The organism is Amycolatopsis sp. A133, from assembly GCF_031082405.1.
Classification (GTDB): domain Bacteria; phylum Actinomycetota; class Actinomycetes; order Mycobacteriales; family Pseudonocardiaceae; genus Amycolatopsis.
The window spans coordinates 258,324-273,178 of sequence record NZ_JAVHJU010000034.1 but is presented as its reverse complement, the minus strand read 5'-3'; the positions used below and the strand labels follow the sequence as shown (position 1 = coordinate 273,178).

The 14,855-nt window shown below is 71.1% G+C and carries 17 protein-coding genes and 1 tRNA gene; 7 read left to right on the top strand and 11 right to left on the bottom strand.

The features are described 5' to 3' along the window. Window positions 1-90: 90 nt before the first annotated feature. Window positions 91-2,556: an endonuclease/exonuclease/phosphatase family protein gene (locus Q5425_RS23250; RefSeq protein ID WP_308674384.1), complete on the bottom strand. Its 2,466-nt coding sequence runs from the start codon at window positions 2,554-2,556 to the stop codon at window positions 91-93. A 126-nt stretch (window positions 2,557-2,682) separates the two neighbouring features. Here Q5425_RS23250 and Q5425_RS23245 point away from each other — a divergent pair, with 126 nt between their 5' ends. Then, window positions 2,683-3,606 (top strand): CapA family protein, encoded by a 924-nt coding sequence (locus tag Q5425_RS23245; RefSeq protein WP_308674383.1) that lies wholly within the window; start codon window positions 2,683-2,685, stop codon window positions 3,604-3,606. Between the two features lie 291 nt (window positions 3,607-3,897). Here Q5425_RS23245 and Q5425_RS23240 read toward each other — a convergent pair whose 3' ends face one another. Continuing rightward, window positions 3,898-4,344 (bottom strand): limonene-1,2-epoxide hydrolase family protein, encoded by a 447-nt coding sequence (locus tag Q5425_RS23240; protein ID WP_308674382.1) that lies wholly within the window; start codon window positions 4,342-4,344, stop codon window positions 3,898-3,900. 16 nt (window positions 4,345-4,360) lie between these two features. Further along, complete coding sequence (locus tag Q5425_RS23235; RefSeq protein WP_308674381.1) at window positions 4,361-5,278, bottom strand: TauD/TfdA family dioxygenase; 918 nt, start codon at window positions 5,276-5,278, stop codon at window positions 4,361-4,363. A gap of 309 nt (window positions 5,279-5,587) precedes the next feature. Between Q5425_RS23235 and Q5425_RS23230 the strand changes: the two genes are divergently transcribed. Beyond that, window positions 5,588-5,962 carry a hypothetical protein gene (locus Q5425_RS23230; protein ID WP_308674380.1) on the top strand — a complete coding sequence of 125 codons (375 nt, stop codon included), beginning with the start codon at window positions 5,588-5,590 and terminating at the stop codon, window positions 5,960-5,962. Next, window positions 5,959-6,537: a hypothetical protein gene (locus Q5425_RS23225; protein ID WP_308674379.1), complete on the top strand. Its 579-nt coding sequence runs from the start codon at window positions 5,959-5,961 to the stop codon at window positions 6,535-6,537. The genes Q5425_RS23230 and Q5425_RS23225 overlap by 4 nt, the downstream gene beginning before the upstream one ends. Here the strand turns inward: Q5425_RS23225 and Q5425_RS23220 are convergent. The 7 genes from Q5425_RS23220 to Q5425_RS23190 form a co-directional block, all read right to left on the bottom strand. Continuing rightward, entirely contained in the window at window positions 6,530-7,312 is a 783-nt protein-coding gene (locus Q5425_RS23220; RefSeq protein WP_308674378.1) for an NAD(P)H-binding protein, read from the bottom strand. The two genes, Q5425_RS23225 and Q5425_RS23220, sit on opposite strands and share 8 nt — an antisense overlap. 42 nt (window positions 7,313-7,354) lie before the next feature. Then, window positions 7,355-7,834, bottom strand: a complete 480-nt coding sequence (locus Q5425_RS23215; protein WP_308674377.1) for a hypothetical protein — start codon at window positions 7,832-7,834, stop codon at window positions 7,355-7,357. A 53-nt stretch (window positions 7,835-7,887) separates the two neighbouring features. Then, window positions 7,888-8,307: a contact-dependent growth inhibition system immunity protein gene (locus Q5425_RS23210; protein WP_308674376.1), complete on the bottom strand. Its 420-nt coding sequence runs from the start codon at window positions 8,305-8,307 to the stop codon at window positions 7,888-7,890. An 89-nt stretch (window positions 8,308-8,396) separates the two neighbouring features. Beyond that, window positions 8,397-8,484, bottom strand: a tRNA-Ser gene (locus Q5425_RS23205). Between the two features lie 33 nt (window positions 8,485-8,517). Beyond that, on the bottom strand, window positions 8,518-8,733 hold the full coding sequence (locus Q5425_RS23200; RefSeq protein ID WP_308674375.1) for a CsbD family protein: 216 nt from the start codon (window positions 8,731-8,733) through the stop codon (window positions 8,518-8,520). A 20-nt stretch (window positions 8,734-8,753) separates the two neighbouring features. After that, on the bottom strand, window positions 8,754-9,182 hold the full coding sequence (locus Q5425_RS23195; protein WP_308674374.1) for a nucleoside deaminase: 429 nt from the start codon (window positions 9,180-9,182) through the stop codon (window positions 8,754-8,756). A gap of 23 nt (window positions 9,183-9,205) precedes the next feature. Continuing rightward, the gene (locus tag Q5425_RS23190) at window positions 9,206-9,688 is read right to left on the bottom strand and encodes a tRNA adenosine deaminase-associated protein (protein ID WP_308674373.1); all 483 of its coding nucleotides are present in this window, start codon (window positions 9,686-9,688) and stop codon (window positions 9,206-9,208) included. A gap of 77 nt (window positions 9,689-9,765) precedes the next feature. Between Q5425_RS23190 and Q5425_RS23185 the strand changes: the two genes are divergently transcribed. After that, window positions 9,766-10,995: a M20 family metallopeptidase gene (locus Q5425_RS23185; protein ID WP_308674372.1), complete on the top strand. Its 1,230-nt coding sequence runs from the start codon at window positions 9,766-9,768 to the stop codon at window positions 10,993-10,995. On the opposite strand, the gene Q5425_RS23180 is transcribed toward Q5425_RS23185, so the two are convergent. After that, a complete protein-coding gene (locus tag Q5425_RS23180; protein ID WP_308674371.1) occupies window positions 10,992-12,938 on the bottom strand; it encodes a phosphocholine-specific phospholipase C in 1,947 nt (648 codons plus the stop codon). The two genes, Q5425_RS23185 and Q5425_RS23180, sit on opposite strands and share 4 nt — an antisense overlap. 85 nt (window positions 12,939-13,023) lie before the next feature. On the opposite strand from Q5425_RS23180, the gene Q5425_RS23175 reads away from it, so the two are divergent. From Q5425_RS23175 to Q5425_RS23165, 3 genes are all read left to right on the top strand, one after another. Further along, complete coding sequence (locus tag Q5425_RS23175; protein ID WP_308674370.1) at window positions 13,024-13,491, top strand: heme-degrading domain-containing protein; 468 nt, start codon at window positions 13,024-13,026, stop codon at window positions 13,489-13,491. A gap of 91 nt (window positions 13,492-13,582) precedes the next feature. Continuing rightward, window positions 13,583-14,176, top strand: a complete 594-nt coding sequence (locus Q5425_RS23170; RefSeq protein WP_308674369.1) for a dihydrofolate reductase family protein — start codon at window positions 13,583-13,585, stop codon at window positions 14,174-14,176. Further along, window positions 14,173-14,805, top strand: a complete 633-nt coding sequence (locus tag Q5425_RS23165; RefSeq protein WP_308674368.1) for a dihydrofolate reductase family protein — start codon at window positions 14,173-14,175, stop codon at window positions 14,803-14,805. The genes Q5425_RS23170 and Q5425_RS23165 overlap by 4 nt, the downstream gene beginning before the upstream one ends. Window positions 14,806-14,855 lie beyond the last annotated feature (50 nt).

The following is a 14,855-nucleotide window of genomic DNA, read 5'->3' as shown; positions in this document are numbered from 1 at the left end:
GCTCCGCGGTTTCCTCGTCACCCGAAGGGGTGCACACAAAAAGGCCACTTCCGGGCCAGGTGCCCGGAAGTGGCCTTCCCGCAACAAGAACTACTTCCCGCAGAGCTGCTCGAGGTAGTCGAGCAGGTCGTTGATCCCGTCCAGGACCGCGTTGCCCGCGCCCGGCCGGAACCGGACCACCTGCGGGTCGTGGTCGCTGGCCTGGTCGGCGAACTCCGCGTTGATGTGGACGACGTCGTAGTCGACCCCGCGCGGCGCCTTCGACGCCAGGATGTGGTCCAGCACCTGCGACTGGCCCTCGAAAACGTAGCTGTACCGCTCGGCTTCGGGCACCGACGCGATCAGGTCCTTCAGCGCGCCACCGGCGGTGAGCGTCTGGACGGCCGGTGAGAACGGGTAGTCGTTCAGGTCGCCCGCCACGACGATGTTCGCGGTGCGATCGGCCGCCAGCAACGCATCGACGAACCCGCGCAGCACCGTGGCCTGCTTCGCCCGCTGCACCTCGGAACTGCGCGACGGCGGCTGGAACCGGCCGTGCGTCGGCTGGTCGCCGCCCTTGGAGTTGAAGTGGTTGGCGATGACGAACACCGTGCGGCCCTTGAACACGAACTCGCCGGCGAGGGGCTTGCGGCTGTTCTCCCAGGCTTCGTTCGCCGGGTCGACGCGGCCCGGCGACGCCGTCAGGTGCGCCTTGCCGTGCTCGCGCACCACGCCGACGGCCGTCGTCGGCGTCCCACCCGGACGATCCACAAAGGACACGCGAGCCGGGTTGAACAGGAACGCCACGCGGATGTTGCCGCCCGGCTGGCCGCCGTCGGCGTCGTCGACCGGGTCGATCTCGCGCCACTCGTAGCGCGGGCCGCCCTTCGCGACGATCGCGTCGGCGAACTTCTGCAGCGTCTGGCCGGCGGTGACCACGCTGTCGTTCGCCGGGCCGTTGTCGTCCTGGATCTCCTCCAGGTTCACGATGTCCGGCGTCGCGAGGTGCGTCACGATCGCGTCGGCGAGCCGGTCGAACTTCGCCTGGGTGTCCACCGGGGACAGGTTCTCGACGTTGTACGTCGCGACCGAAAGCTCGCCGGAACGCTGCTTGCGCGTGGTTTCGCCCTGCAGCCCGTTGTCCTTTTCGGTGCCGAGCACGCTGGCGAACAGCGTGTAGCCACCGAAGTCGTCGTACTCGACCGGGCCCGACGTGGTGCCGGTCAGCACGTCACCGACGTTGAGCTTCGGGAAGGACCGCTCGGCGAACGGGATCAGCGACTGGACCTTCAGGACCCCGCTGTTCAGCTGGTCGTAGCCGAGGTAGACGGTGCCGCCGCGCACGGACCGGTGCTGGTCCGGCTTGGTCGTCACGTACAGCTCGTCGTGCGAGTTCGTCGGGCCGACGACCCGGGCGTCGCTGACCAAAACGATTTCGCTCTCGTGCGCCTCCCAGAAGTCCAGCGCGTACCTCGACGGCTCCAGGGTGAGCGGCTCGATGTTCCCGCCGGGCGACGGCGCGTACGTCGTCGGCACGGTGTCCGGGTTGAGCACCGTCGGCGCCGGGAGGGCGTTCCCGTGCGAATCGACCGTCCACTGTGCACTCGACAGCTCGGTCAGCGACTGGTACGGCGACGTCGCCGGCGTGTCCGGGTAGAACTCGCGGACGGTGCCGGTCGCGGTCACCGCGTCGCCGATCGCGACGGCCGGGCTCGCCGAGCCGGTGAAGACGAACAGCCCCTCGCTGGTGCGCGGGTCGGCGTCGGCGTTCGGGTCGGTGAGCCAGAAGCCACGCGTCGAACCGAACGTCCGGGTCGCGGTGACGACACCGGTGACACCGGAGACCTTCTTGTCCTTGAAGGGCGAAATGCGCGTGGTGCCCTGGATGTCGTGAATCTTCGCCGGGGTCGGCGCCGGGCCGGGGTCCCCGCCGGTCGACTCGCCCGCGGCGTTGGCCGGGGTCGGCTCACCGGCGGTGAAGTCGGCGGCGTTGTCGTCGGTGTCGGCGAGCGCCGTGCCGCGCGCGACGGACGTCGTGTTCGACGGCGCCGCGGCCGGGGTGCCCTCGCGCACGGTCGCCGTGCCGAACCCGGCGAGGTCCTTGATCCGGGGATCGGCAGCGCAGTCGGCGGCGGTCTTGCAGGTCAGCGCGGTGGTGCCGGAGACGAGGGCGATCGTCCCGGCGGTGGCCGACAGCGCGATCGAGCCGGTCGCGTCCGGGGTGGGCAGCGCGACCGTGCCGCCGGAGCCCTTGCTCTCGGCCACGAGGTAGCGCCCGCCCGGCGCGACGCTGCCGGCCAGCGGCGTCACCTGCCAGGCGCTCGACGGGCTCGCCGAACCGGGCAGGTACTGGACGCTGAAGCCGGCCAGGCTCGCGGCGGCCACGCCGCGGTTGGCGAGCTCGACGAAGTCGCTGGTGAGCGTCGCGCCGGAGTTGCCGCCACCGCCGTAGACCTCGGCGATGACCGCGTCGGCGCTGGGTGCGGCGAGCGCGGCCGGTGCGGCCACGCCGCCGAGCACCAGGCCCGAGGCGACGGCCACCGTGAAGGCGGCCTTGGATCTGTGGGTCTTGGTCACCCTGAGTCCCCTTTGTGCTTGAACAGTCGTGGCATAGTCCCCCGAACAAGTGAGGAGGAGGAAGACAAAGATGCAACGATTGGTAACAACTACTTTCGTCGTCACTCAATCGGCAGAGCAGGTTTCGTGATCACGCTCGTCCTCGGTGGAGACGTCAACCTCCACGGCCGCACTACTCCCTCGACCGCGTTCGACCGGCTGAAACCGCTGTTCGAAGGCGCCGACCTCCGGTTCGCGAACCTCGAAGGGCCCCTGGACGCGGCGATGGCCGAAGCTCTGACGTCAGCCGGTATCGACGTGGTCTCGGTCGCCAACGACGCGCCCCACCCGCCGGCGAGCCTCGCGGTCCTCGAGCACGCCGGGATCGTGTACTGCGGCGCGGGCGCGAACCTCGACGCCGCGCACGCGCCCGCGGTGGTCGAGCGATCCCGCCGGGAGGTCGCATTCCTCGCCTACACGTCACTCCGCCGCCCGTTCGCCGGGCAGCCGGAGTTCCCGGCGGTCGCGCAAGCGTTTGCGACGACGGCGTACCAGCCGGACCCGCACGTCGCGGAGATCCCGGGCCGCCCGCCGCTCGTCCGCACCACGCCGCTGCCCGAGCACCTGAACCGGCTGGTGGCCGACATCAAGCGGGCGAAGAGCGACCACGACCACGTCGTCGTCTCGATGCACTGGGGACTGCCGGGGCCCGACCTGGCCGAATACCAGGTCACCTACGGGCGTGCGGCGATCGACGCCGGCGCCGACCTGGTCGCCGGGCACGGGCCGCGCACGATCCAGGCCGTCGAGGTGTACCGCGGCCGGCCGATCCTCTACAGCCTCGGCAACCTCGTCGCCGACCGGCCGGACGGGCTGCTGGCCGGCTGCATGTTCGGCGACGAACCGCGGCTCGAGCTCATCCCGGTCCGGCGGACCGCCGACAACGAGTGCGAGCCGCTCGCCGGGGACGAAGCGGACAGGGTGCTGCGGTACCTGGCCGAGCTTTCGGCCCTGCGCTCGACGAAAGTGACCGTCCAGAGCGGAATCGCATCGATTGCCGTTGGCACATAACGGATTGCGCTCGTTCTGTGACAGCCGGACACCGGCTTGTCACCCATCCGGCGCATCTGCCTTAAATGAAGGTCAAGGGGCGGAACAACCTGCGCGAAGCGGCGGTACGGTCTGCGTGAGCCGCCGGAAAAGTGGCACAGACCACTCCCCGACAGCTCTCGATCGGCACGACACGGGGGGAGGGGGAACGATCATGTGGGGGCTGATTGTTCTCAGCTGCGTGTTCGTGCTGGTGCTGGGGATAGCCGCGGTCGTGGACCTTCGGGACCACGACCGCGGCGAACACCGGGTCTAGCGCACCGCCTGCCGTCCCTTGTAGCGGCCGAGCAGTGTCTTCGCGCCGGCCAGCGCCACCCGCCCCGCGCCCTTCGCGCTCGCGGCCAGCACCGTCGTCCAGTCGAAGTAGTCGCGCCAGAGCACGATGCGCCCCGCCTCGACCTCGAACGTGCCGCACACCCAGAACTCCGCTTCCCACGCGCCGCGGCGCAGCACGTCGGTGCGTTCGGTGAGCACGACGTTGCCGTCCGCGGCGATGTGGTGCGTCCGCGCCTCGAACCCGGAGCCGTACTTGGCCATCACGCGCAGCTGCTTTTCGACCGCCGCGACGCCGCGGGCGGGCGGCAACGGCACGTTCTGGTACACGATGTCGCTCGCCACGAACGTCAGCGCCCGGTCGACGTCGAGCTCTTCGAGGGCCTTGAGGAAACCGGTCACCACTGCCTGGGGTTCATCGGTCATGACCCCAGGCTAAGGCTCAGAACGGCCGGTCGCCCGCTATCGCGACGCGCTCCGCGATCCGGACGTGCGGGTGGTAGTCGTTGACCGCGTAGTGCTGCGTCGCGCGGTTGTCCCAGAACGCGACCGAGTTCGGCCGCCAGCTGAACCGGACCTGGAATTCGGGCGTGTGAGCCTGCAGGAACAGGTACCGCAGCAGCCGGTCGCTCTCGTCCCGGTCCAGTCCGGCGATGTGCGTGGTGAACGCCTGGTTCACGAACAGGGTGCGCCGCCCGGTCTCCGGGTGCGTCCGGACCACCGGGTGCTCCACCGGCGGGAAGCGGTCCTGCCAGCGCGCCAGGAGCGCGGGGTCGGAGAACCGGTCGAAACCGGGGAGGTAGTCGTGCACCGCGGTGAGCCCGTCGATGCGGGCGCGCACGTCTTCGGGCAGGTTGTCGTAGGCGGCGGCCATGTCGGCCCACATCGTGTCGCCGCCGACGGGCGGCACCTCGATCAGCCGCAGCACCGAGCCGAGGGCCGGGTTCGGCCGCCAGGTGACGTCGGTGTGCCAGATGTTCTCGTAACCGGGCATGGCCGCGGTGCGCTCGAAGCGCGTGACGGCGTCGTCGTCGCCCTTCGGGATGAACGGGTTGGTCTCCAGCTCGCCCCAGTTCGCGGCGAACGCGCGCTGCTGCGCCGAGGTGATCCGCTGGTCGCGGAAGAACAGCACCTTCCACTCGAGCAGGGCCCGGTTGAGCTCCTCGCGCAGTGCGGGGCCCACCGGCTCGCCGAGGTCGACGCCGTCGATCTCGGCGCCGATCACCCGGCCCAGCGGGCGGAGGCTGAACAGCTCGTACTTTTCCTGCGGTTCCCGCAGGAGCCGAGGGCCTTCGACGATGCCATCCGCGGGCGTGACGGCCTCGCGCAGCTGAATCCGGGCAGGAAGATCTACGGACATGGTTGTGCTCCAAGGGTTTCGGGGAACAGGACGCCGGGTTCGCGTCAGGCGGGCGGCGAACCCAGGCGGCCGCGGCGCAGCAGAAGCGCCACGACGCCTTCCCCGATCGACCGCGAGGTGGCCCGGATCGGCGTGCTTTCCGAGGTGGCGGGCATGCGTTCATGGTCGCTGTCTTCCCGACGCGCGGTCAAGACGTCCACTTGGTGGAACGCTGTTCAACGCCGCAGGTCACCGCGATGCGAGCGCCTCGGGGAGCATGAGGCAAGATCTTCCCCGATCGGGTGAGCGCCCTTGATGACGGAGGTCCCCATGCCGGAAGGCAGAGGCTCGCGGATCGGCAGTGGCAACCCGGTGCTCCGCCCCGGGGGCGGGGGCTCCGCCACCCGGAACCGCCCGAAGGCGCCGGACCGGTTGCGCGCCGGAGCCGACTTGCTCGACCAGGCGGCGGCCGCCGACGACAAGGCCGCGGGCCGGTTCGCCGAAGCCCGCGTCGACTCGACGCCGTTCGGCATCTCGCCGCAGGCGCGCGAACTGGCGGCGCGCTGGACGTTCGCCCTCGCCGCCCGCGAAGCGGACGCGCGGGTCCTCGGCGACGCGACGTCGGACCTGGCGGGCCGGCTGCGCATGGCGGCCGAGAGCACCCGCAGCACCGGATTCCGGGCCCGGCTGGCGGTGGCGCCGTGACCTCGGCCGTCGAGGTCTTCGAACACCCGGCCCTGACCGCGGCGGCTTCGCAGCTGTCCGCGTTGCGCGCGGCGGCCGGCCGTCTCGGCGTCCCCGACCCGGTCGCGGCACTGCGGCACCTCGACTGCTCACCGGCGTCGATCCGCACGTCCGCCTCGGCGGTCGACACCGGCGCGCTGGTGGTGACCTCGGCTCAGGCCGAGTTCCGCGCCGGCGTCGAGCGAGCCGAAAACGGCGGCAGCAGCGAAACGTTCGGCACCTGGGCGGACACAGTGGACGGTCAGTACGCCGCGGCGGCGCACGCGGCCGCTTCGACGGCAGAACTGGGTGTCCGGATCGCCGACCGGCTGGACGAGCTGGCCGTGACCGCGTCCTCGGAGGTCTGCGCACTCGCTACCGCCGCGTCGGCTTCGGTGTCGGCGGTGCTGGCGGGCGACCGTTCGGCCGAGGTGGTGAGCGAGGTCAGTGCCACGTGCACAGCGGTGGTCCGCGCGGTGCAGGAGAAGGTCGCGGCGCTGACCGCGCTGGCGGCGGAACTGGAGCCGGTGACGGCCCCGGTCGTCCAGCTCAGCTGAAGTGCTCCCGGGCCCATTCCGCGAAGGGCCGCGCGGGATGCCCGGTCACCTGGGCCACGTCCAGCGAGACGGGCTCGGGGTCGTCGACGAGCGAGGCCCAGTGGTCCACCGCACTCGCCGCGAATTCCGCTCCCATGTAGACACTCAACTGCGCTTTCGCCTCATCCGGCGGCTGTTCTTCCCAGACGACGGGCTTCCCGAGCGCTTCACCGATGAGCCGGACCTGCTCGGCCTGCGCCACGGATTCCGGGCCGGTGACGAGGTAGAGCTGCTTCGCGTGGTCCTCGGTGAGGGCCTTGACGGCCATGTCTGCGACGTCGCGTTCGTGGACGACCGACCGCTTGGCTTGCCCGTGAGGTGCCCGGACGACACCGGTTTCGACCTGCGGCGCCCAGGCGAGCGCGTTGGTGGCGAGGCCGGTGACGCGGAGGAAGGTCCAGTGGTCGGTCACTTTCGTGATGGCGGCCTCGACGTCGCCCCACACGCCCCCGTCTTCGGCGGACATGGCGGAGAGGTAGACGATTTTCCGGCCCCGGAAGGGTTCCACGGCCTTCTTGATGCCATCGGCGGTGAAGAAGGGCCAGAGCAGGTAGACGGCGTCGACACCCTCGGCGGCCGCGGCGGGATCGGTGATGTCCCCCTGGACGACGTCGACGCCGTCCGGTGCCTTGGCCGGATCCCGGACGAGGACCCTGGTGGGCACGCCCGCGGCCTTGAGGCCGGCGACGACGTGCTGTCCGGTGTGGCCGGTGGCCCCGGTGACGAGAACGGTCATGTGTGCTCCTGGTGATCAGCTGGTGCCGACCACGGTCACACTTCAAGAGCCCTTCAGGTCAAGCGGCGCGCTCAATTCATCCCGCGCCGCATCGAGGAACGCGACCTTCGGGCCCCTGAGGTGGTCCCACAGCGAACCGCCGTCGAGCTCCTGCCAGAGGACGTGGTCCAGCGCCTGCACGTAGGCGCGGGCCAGGCTGTGCAGGCTCGAGGCGAACAGGACGTGGATCATCCGTTCGCACACCCACAGCTCATCGAGGGCATCGAGGGCCGCCGCTTTCCAGGACGGCGCGGAGTCGTCACGGTCCTCGGCCGCGCGTTCGGCCTGCTGGGCAACGCGGATGAACTGGCGCAACAGGTCCAGCTGCTCCTCACGCCGCGCCTCGGCCCGCTCGGCGGCCAGCCGCCGTCGCTCGGTGCGTTCGGTACGACGCTGCACGCTGGTCTGCACGAGGTAGGACAGGCCACCACCGAGCAGCACGCCGGTCAGGGACAGGATCGCGAGCCACACCTGCGTCTGCATGCCGCGATTCTTACCAAAACCGGACGGGGGGAAACAGCAAAACGCCCGGCAACCTACCCGCGCCGAGCCCGGTACTCCTTGAGTGCTGCAGAGATGACGTCCGCAGGCGCGTGGTGAGCGTCGAGGTCGAGAGTGCCGGCGATGGCGGCGACTCGCGCCAGGCGCGCGGCCGGCTCGGCGTGCCGCCGCCAGAACTCAGCGGGGAGCTCGAGCACCGTGACCAGAAGGTCACCGGGGTAGTAGTCGCCTTCGGCCAGGGGGTTCGTCTCGAGCAGGCTCAGGGCGTACGGCACGAGCACCTCGACGCCGATCCGCTGGCCGAGCAGGAGGCGCAGGTCTTCGGCATCAAGCCGGCTGACCGGCTTGCGGCGCAGTTCGTGGCCCGTCTTCACCAACCGAGACGCGTCGGCCGGCGGCTCGCCCCACGCTTCGCCGTCGATCTGCTCCAGGGTCAGGGATCCGTCACTCGGCACGTTCCCACCCAATCCCGTCTCACGTCCGCGGGCGAAACAGCAGAACGCCCGGCAACCCTGCAAGGGTCACCGGGCGTTCTGCCTACGAGCGGTGGCGGTGGGATTTGAACCCACGGACGGGGATTAGCCGTCACACGATTTCGAGTCGTGCTCCTTCGGCCGCTCGGACACGCCACCGCCGAGAACAATACCCGAGGGCCGATGCCGGTCTCACCTGGGGTCGGTCGCCCGTCCGCTGCCCAGCTTGACCTGCGCCTCGCGTGCTACGCGGCGGGCGCGGAGGCGGATGTCCGATGCCGCGGATCGAATCTGGGCCGACCTTCGCTGGGTGCGGCCCGATGCCTCCAGACGGCGGTTGCCGGTTGCCGCGCCGGCCCGCTCGCGAGCACTGCCCACTACCTGCTGGATCTTGTGCTTCATCGTCATACCGGAGGAGTACCCGGAAATCAGCGGCGCAAAGTGAAGTACGTCTCCAGGACCGAAGCGCACTCCGCCTCGAGGACGCCTCCGTGGACCTCCGGGCGGTGGTTGAGCCGGCGGTCGCGCACGACGTCCCACAGCGAACCGACCGCGCCCGTCTTGGGCTCCCACGCCCCGAACACCAGCCGCGAGATGCGCGCCAGCACCAACGCACCCGCGCACATCGTGCACGGCTCCAGCGTCACCGCCAGCGTGCAGCCCTCGAGCCGCCAGCCGTCGCCGATCACGGCGGCCGCCGCTCGCAGCGCCAGGATCTCCGCGTGGGCCGTCGGGTCGCCCAGCTCGACGCGGGCGTTGCGCGCCGCCGCCAGGGGGATGCCGTCGGGGCCGAAGACGACCGCGCCGATCGGCACGTCCGAGCCGGGGGCGCGCGCCGCTTCCAGCGCGGCCTCCACGGCCTCGGTGTCGGACGGGCGTCTCAGAGCTCGTCCAGGAGCTTGGCGAACTCGCTGCCGAACCCGCACCGCTGCGCGACCATCTGCAGCTGCTCGTCCGGGTAGAGGTCGACCTCGCCGACGATGACCTCCAGCTCCGGCCCGGGCAGCCCGAGGTCGGTGAGGATCTCCAGGTCGCCCTCGGGCCAGACGGAGTCGTCCTCCTCGTCCGGCGGGTCGACGCGCAGGACGTCGAGGACGTCCGCCGCGATGTCGTAGTCCAGCGCCGCCGCCGCGTCCGAGAGCAGCAACGACGGCCCCCGCGGGCTGGGCCGGACGATCACGAAGAACTCGTCGTCGACCGCCAGCAGCCCGAAGGACGCACCGGTGGACCGTAGTTTGCCCAGCTCCGTGATCGCCGCGTCCAGCTCGGTCAACGCCCCCGGGTCGAGCGCACTGCACCGCCACCGACCGTCTTCCCGGACCACTGCCACCGCGAAGCCCGTGACCGGCTCATCCACCGCCATGCGCACACCGTATTCCGCCGGTCGATCCGGCGCACGCACGGTGCGCCCGAAGCGCCGCATACGGCACTATCGGGACCATGACCGGCCCCACTGACCTGCCCACCCTGCCCGGCACGCCGTTCGCCGGGCTCCTCGACGACGCGCGGGCGCTCCAGGACCGCACCGTCACCCTCCGGCGGGCCGTGCACCGCCACCCGGAACAGGGCCTCCACCTGCCGCGCACGCAGACGGCGATCCGCGAAGCTCTCGACGGCCTGCCGCTGGAAATCACCGAAGGCAAGGCCACCACCTCCCTGACGGCGGTCCTGCGCGGGGCGCGGCCGGGTCCCGCGGTGCTGCTGCGCGGCGACATGGACGCGCTGCCGCTGACCGAGGAGACCGGCCTCGACTTCGCGTCGGAGGACCCGGAGTCGATGCACGCGTGCGGGCACGACACGCACGTCGCGATGCTGGCCTCGGCGGCGCGGCTGCTCGCCGAGCGCCGGGACCAGCTGGCCGGGTCGGTCGTCTTCATGTTCCAGCCGGGCGAGGAGGGGCACCACGGCGCCCGGTTCATGATCCACGAGGGCGTGCTCGACGCGGCCGGGACGCGGGTCGAGCGCGCGTTCGGCGTGCACATCCTGGCCAACGCGCGCAGCGGGCTGCTGCAGCTGCGGCCCGGCCCGCTGATGGCGTCGGCGGACTCGTTCACCGTGCGCGTCACCGGCAAGGGCGGCCACGGCTCCGCGCCGCAGCACACGATCGACCCCGTGCCGGCGGCCGCGGCGATGGTCGGGGCGCTGCACACGATGATCACGCGCCGGGTCAGCGTCTTCGACCCCGCGGTGCTTTCGGTGACCCGGATCCAGGCCGGCACGACGTCCAACATCATCCCGGAGACCGCCGAGCTCGAAGGCACCATCCGCACGCTGTCCGAGCAGACGCGCGCGCTGGTCCGCACCGAGCTGCCCAAGGTGTGCGAGCAGGTCGGCGCCGCCTACGGCTGCCGCGTGGTCGCCGACGTCGAGCCGGGCTACCCGGTGACGGTGAACGACGACCGCGTCGCCGCCGAGGTGCTGGAGCTGGGCGCGGCCGTGCTGGGGCCGGACAACGTCGAGCTGCTCGCCGACCCGCTGATGGGCGCCGAGGACTTCTCGTACGTCCTGCAACGCGTTCCCGGCGCCTACGCGTTCCTCGGCGCGTGCCCGCCCGGCGTCGACCCCGCCGAAGCGGCGGCGAACCACTCCAACCGCGTGCTCTTCGACGAGGACGCGATGCCCAACGGCGTCGCGATGCTCGCCGCCTTCGCCCTGGACGCCCTGCGCTAGGGGCCCGTCCGCGATGGGCGGCCGTCCTCCAGGTGACCGGCGAAGCGGCGGCGCCACCCCGGCGCCTCGAACGTGACGTCGTACCAGCCGTTGCGCGCCGGCACCGGGAAGTCGTGCGCACCACCCGGCGGGATGGTGACGTCGTTCAACGTGACCGGTGCCGGTCCGCGGTTGGTCACCGTCACCCGCAGGGCGGGGGTGCCGAGGAACGTGACGGCCGCGTCGAGGCCCACCCCGCCCGAAGCCTCGACGACAAAGCCGTTCGGGCCGTGGACGGCGACGTCGTACGTCCCGCTGTGCGCGACTTCGCCCGTCGCCGAGCCGCCGGGACCGACGTCGAAGCGTTGCGGCGGCCCGCCCGCGTGGTAGGCGTACGCGGCCAGCTGCAGCGCCTGCGTCCCGTGGTTGGCCAGGTGCAGTTTCAGGACGTCCGCCTCGGCCTGCACCCAGGCGACCGGCTGGTACGGCAGCGGGCGCGCCTTCGCCGTGCCGGGGTCCTGCACCAGCGCGGCCGGCCCCAGCCCCGGCTTCGGGAGTCGTCTCTGCGTCCGGTCGGCTTCGGCGCGCAACGCGTTCGCGTCCGGCAGCAGCGGGATGGTCGTGTCGGGTGCCCGGAAGTCGAAGCAGCTGGTCAGGTCGCCGCAGATGGCCCGGCGCCAGGCCGAGATGTTCGGCTCGCGCACGCCGGTCCACGTCTCCAGGAACCGCAGCACCGACGTGTGGTCGAAGACCTGCGAGTTCACCCAGCCGCCGCGGCTCCACGGCGAAACGACGGTCATCGGCACGCGCGGGCCCAGGCCGATCGGGACGGGCGGCCCGGACGGCTCGCCCTTCTCCGGCCGGTTCCCCGGCAGGTACTCGCCGGGGGTGCCGGGCGGCGGGGCCGGCGGGACGAGGTGGTCGAAGAAGCCGTCGTTTTCGTCGTAGTTGATGAAGACGACCGTCGATTCCCACAGCTCCGGCTTGTCCCACAACGCTTTCAGCATGCGGTGGAGGTAGGCGGCGCCGTCGACCGGCCGCGCGGCGGGGTGCTCGCAGTAACCGTAGGGAGCCACCACCCACGAGACCGCGGGCAGCGTGCCGGCCGCGCAGTCGGCGATGAACTCGGCCAGCACGTGGTCGAGGTCCTTCCCCCGGCCCGAATCGGGCTTGAGCTTCTTGCGCAGGTTCGCCCGGTCGGCCAGCCGGCGCTTCACCGGATCCATCGAGTACAGCGCGTCGTGGAAGTTCTGGAACAGCCAGAGCGGGTTGTCGCCGTAGTCGCCGACGAAGTGCTCGGGGACGCCGCGTTCCTCGTCGTTGGCGTAGATCCGCCACGAAATGCCCGCCGCCTCGAGCCGCTCCGGGTACGTCGTCCAGCGGAAGGAGGGTTCGTAGTCCGGCGCGTTGCGCGTCACCGGGCCGCCGGCGACGCCGTCCGGGTCGATCGTGCCGGTCCAGTGGTAGAGCCGGTTCGGGTGCGTGGGGCCCTGGATCGAGCAGAAGTAGTGGTCGCACAGGGTGAACGCGCTGGCCAGCGCGTGCTGGAACGGCAGGTCGTCGCGCGTGAAGTACCCCATCGTCATCGGGCTCTTCGCCGCGACCCAGCGGTCGTACGCGCCGTCGTTCCACGCGCGGTGCGTGCTGTTCCAGTCGTGCGGCAGCTCGCCGAGGTCCTGGCCGTCCACAACGGAGGTGTCGATCCGGAACGGCAGCACCGGGCCGCCGGTGGTGCCCCGCTGGCGGAAGACGTCGCGCAGGGCCGCGCGGTCACCGAAGCCGCGTACCCCGGCCATGGTGCCGTAGTAGTGGTCGAACGACCGGTTCTCCTGCATGAGGACGACGACGTGGCGGACGTCTTCGATCGTGCCCTTCCGCGGCGGCGGGGCGCAGGCGACGGGCAGCGCCCCGACCGTGGCCGCGGCCGCACCGCCCAGCACCGTGCGACGACGGATCCGGCCCATGCCCCACCTCCTGTCCAAGGTACGGACGCGGTGACCCTCCAGTTCACCACTGGCAATTACACAACAGTGTTGATTTAATTGCCCCATGACGGAAGCCGATCGCCTCGCCCAGCTCGCCGAGCAGGAGGAACGCCTCCAGTTCACGCAGTTCGACAACGAAACCGCGCTCGCTCTCGGCCAGCAGCTGCTGACGGCCGCCCGCGAACGCGGGCTCGCGGTGACGATCTCCATCCGGCGCAACGGCCAGCGGCTCTTCCACGCCGCGCTGCCCGGGACGTCGGCCGACAACGACGCCTGGATCGACCGCAAGAGCAACGTCGTCGACCGCTACGGGCACAGCTCCTTCCTGATCGGGACGCAGTTCCGCGCGAAGGGCGGCTCGTTCGAGGAGCACTCCCGCCTCGACCTGGACCGGTACGCCGCCCACGGCGGCGTGTTCCCGGTGCTGGTCCGCGGCGTCGGACCGGTCGGCACGGTCGGCGTGTCCGGGCTCCCGCAGGCCGACGACCACGCGTTCGTCGTCGAGCAGCTGGAGCTCTTCCTCAGCTCCTGAAAAAATTTCCGCGGCGGTTTGTCGAATCGACGCGGCCCCATCCGACGGGATAGGTGTAGGCCCCGACCGGCACCGACCCGAAGGAGACACCATGGGCAAGCTCACCGTGACGACGTTCGTGACGCTGGACGGCGTCCAGCAGGGCCCCGGCCACCAGGCCGAAGACACCAGCGGGGGCTTCGACCTCGGCGGCTGGGTGCCCCCGCACGCCGACGAGGTGATGGGCGGCAAGATGGCCGAGTGGTACGGCCGCGCCGACGCGTTCCTGCTCGGCCGCCGGACGTACGAGAACTTCGCCGGCTTCTGGCCGACCGTGACCGACCCGAACGACCCGATCGCCGCCGCGCTGAACGGCCGCCCCAAGCACGTCGTGTCGACCACGCTGACCAGCTCGGACTGGGCGGACACGTCGTTCATCGACGGCGACGTCGCGGCCGCCGTCCGCGACCTCAAGAAGCGCTACGAGGGCGAGGTCCAGGTCCACGCGTCGGCGACGCTGCTCAAGACGCTCATCGAGCACGACCTCGTCGACGAGTACCGGCTGATGGTGTTCCCGGTGATCCTCGGCAAGGGCCGCAAGCTGTTCGCCGAGGGCGTCCCGCCGCGGACGGTCAAGCACGTGTCCACCGACGTCACCGGCAACGGCGTCGTGATCCACGTCTTCGAGAAGAGCGAAACGGAATGAGCTCGCTGACGGCCATGACGTTCCTGACCCTCGACGGCGTCTACCAGGCGCCCGGGGGTCAGGAAGAGGACACGTCCGGCGGCTTCGACCTCGGCGGCTGGGTGAAGCCGTTCTACGACGAGGACATGGGGCGGCTCGTCGGGGAGTGGTTCTCGCAGGCGGAGGCGTTCCTGCTCGGACGGCGGACGTACGACATCTTCGCCGCGCACTGGCCGAAGGTCACCGACCCCGGCGACCCGGTCGCGTCCCGGCTCAACGGCCTGCCGAAGCACGTGGCGTCGCGGACGCTGACGGACCCGGCGTGGCCCGGGACGTCCGTTGTGGACGGCGACGTCGTGGCGTTCGTCCGCGAGCTCAAGTCCCGGCCGGGCGGCGAGATCCAGGTCCACGGAAGCGGCGCCCTGCTGCAGACGCTGATCGCGCACGACCTGGTGGACGAGTACCGGCTGTGGCTGTACCCGGTCGTGCTGGGCAAGGGGCGCCGGCTCTTCCCGGACGGTGCGGCACCGAAGGGGTTCGAGCACGTCGAGACGCGGCACACCGCCGCCGGCGTGAACGTGCTCGTGCTGCGCCCGGCGGGGAAGCCGCGGTTCGACACGTTCCGGCTGCCGGAGGACCTAAAGGAGTAGCGGGCGGCTGCTACCGTCGATCCCATGGAGCGCGCTGGACAGACGACGAC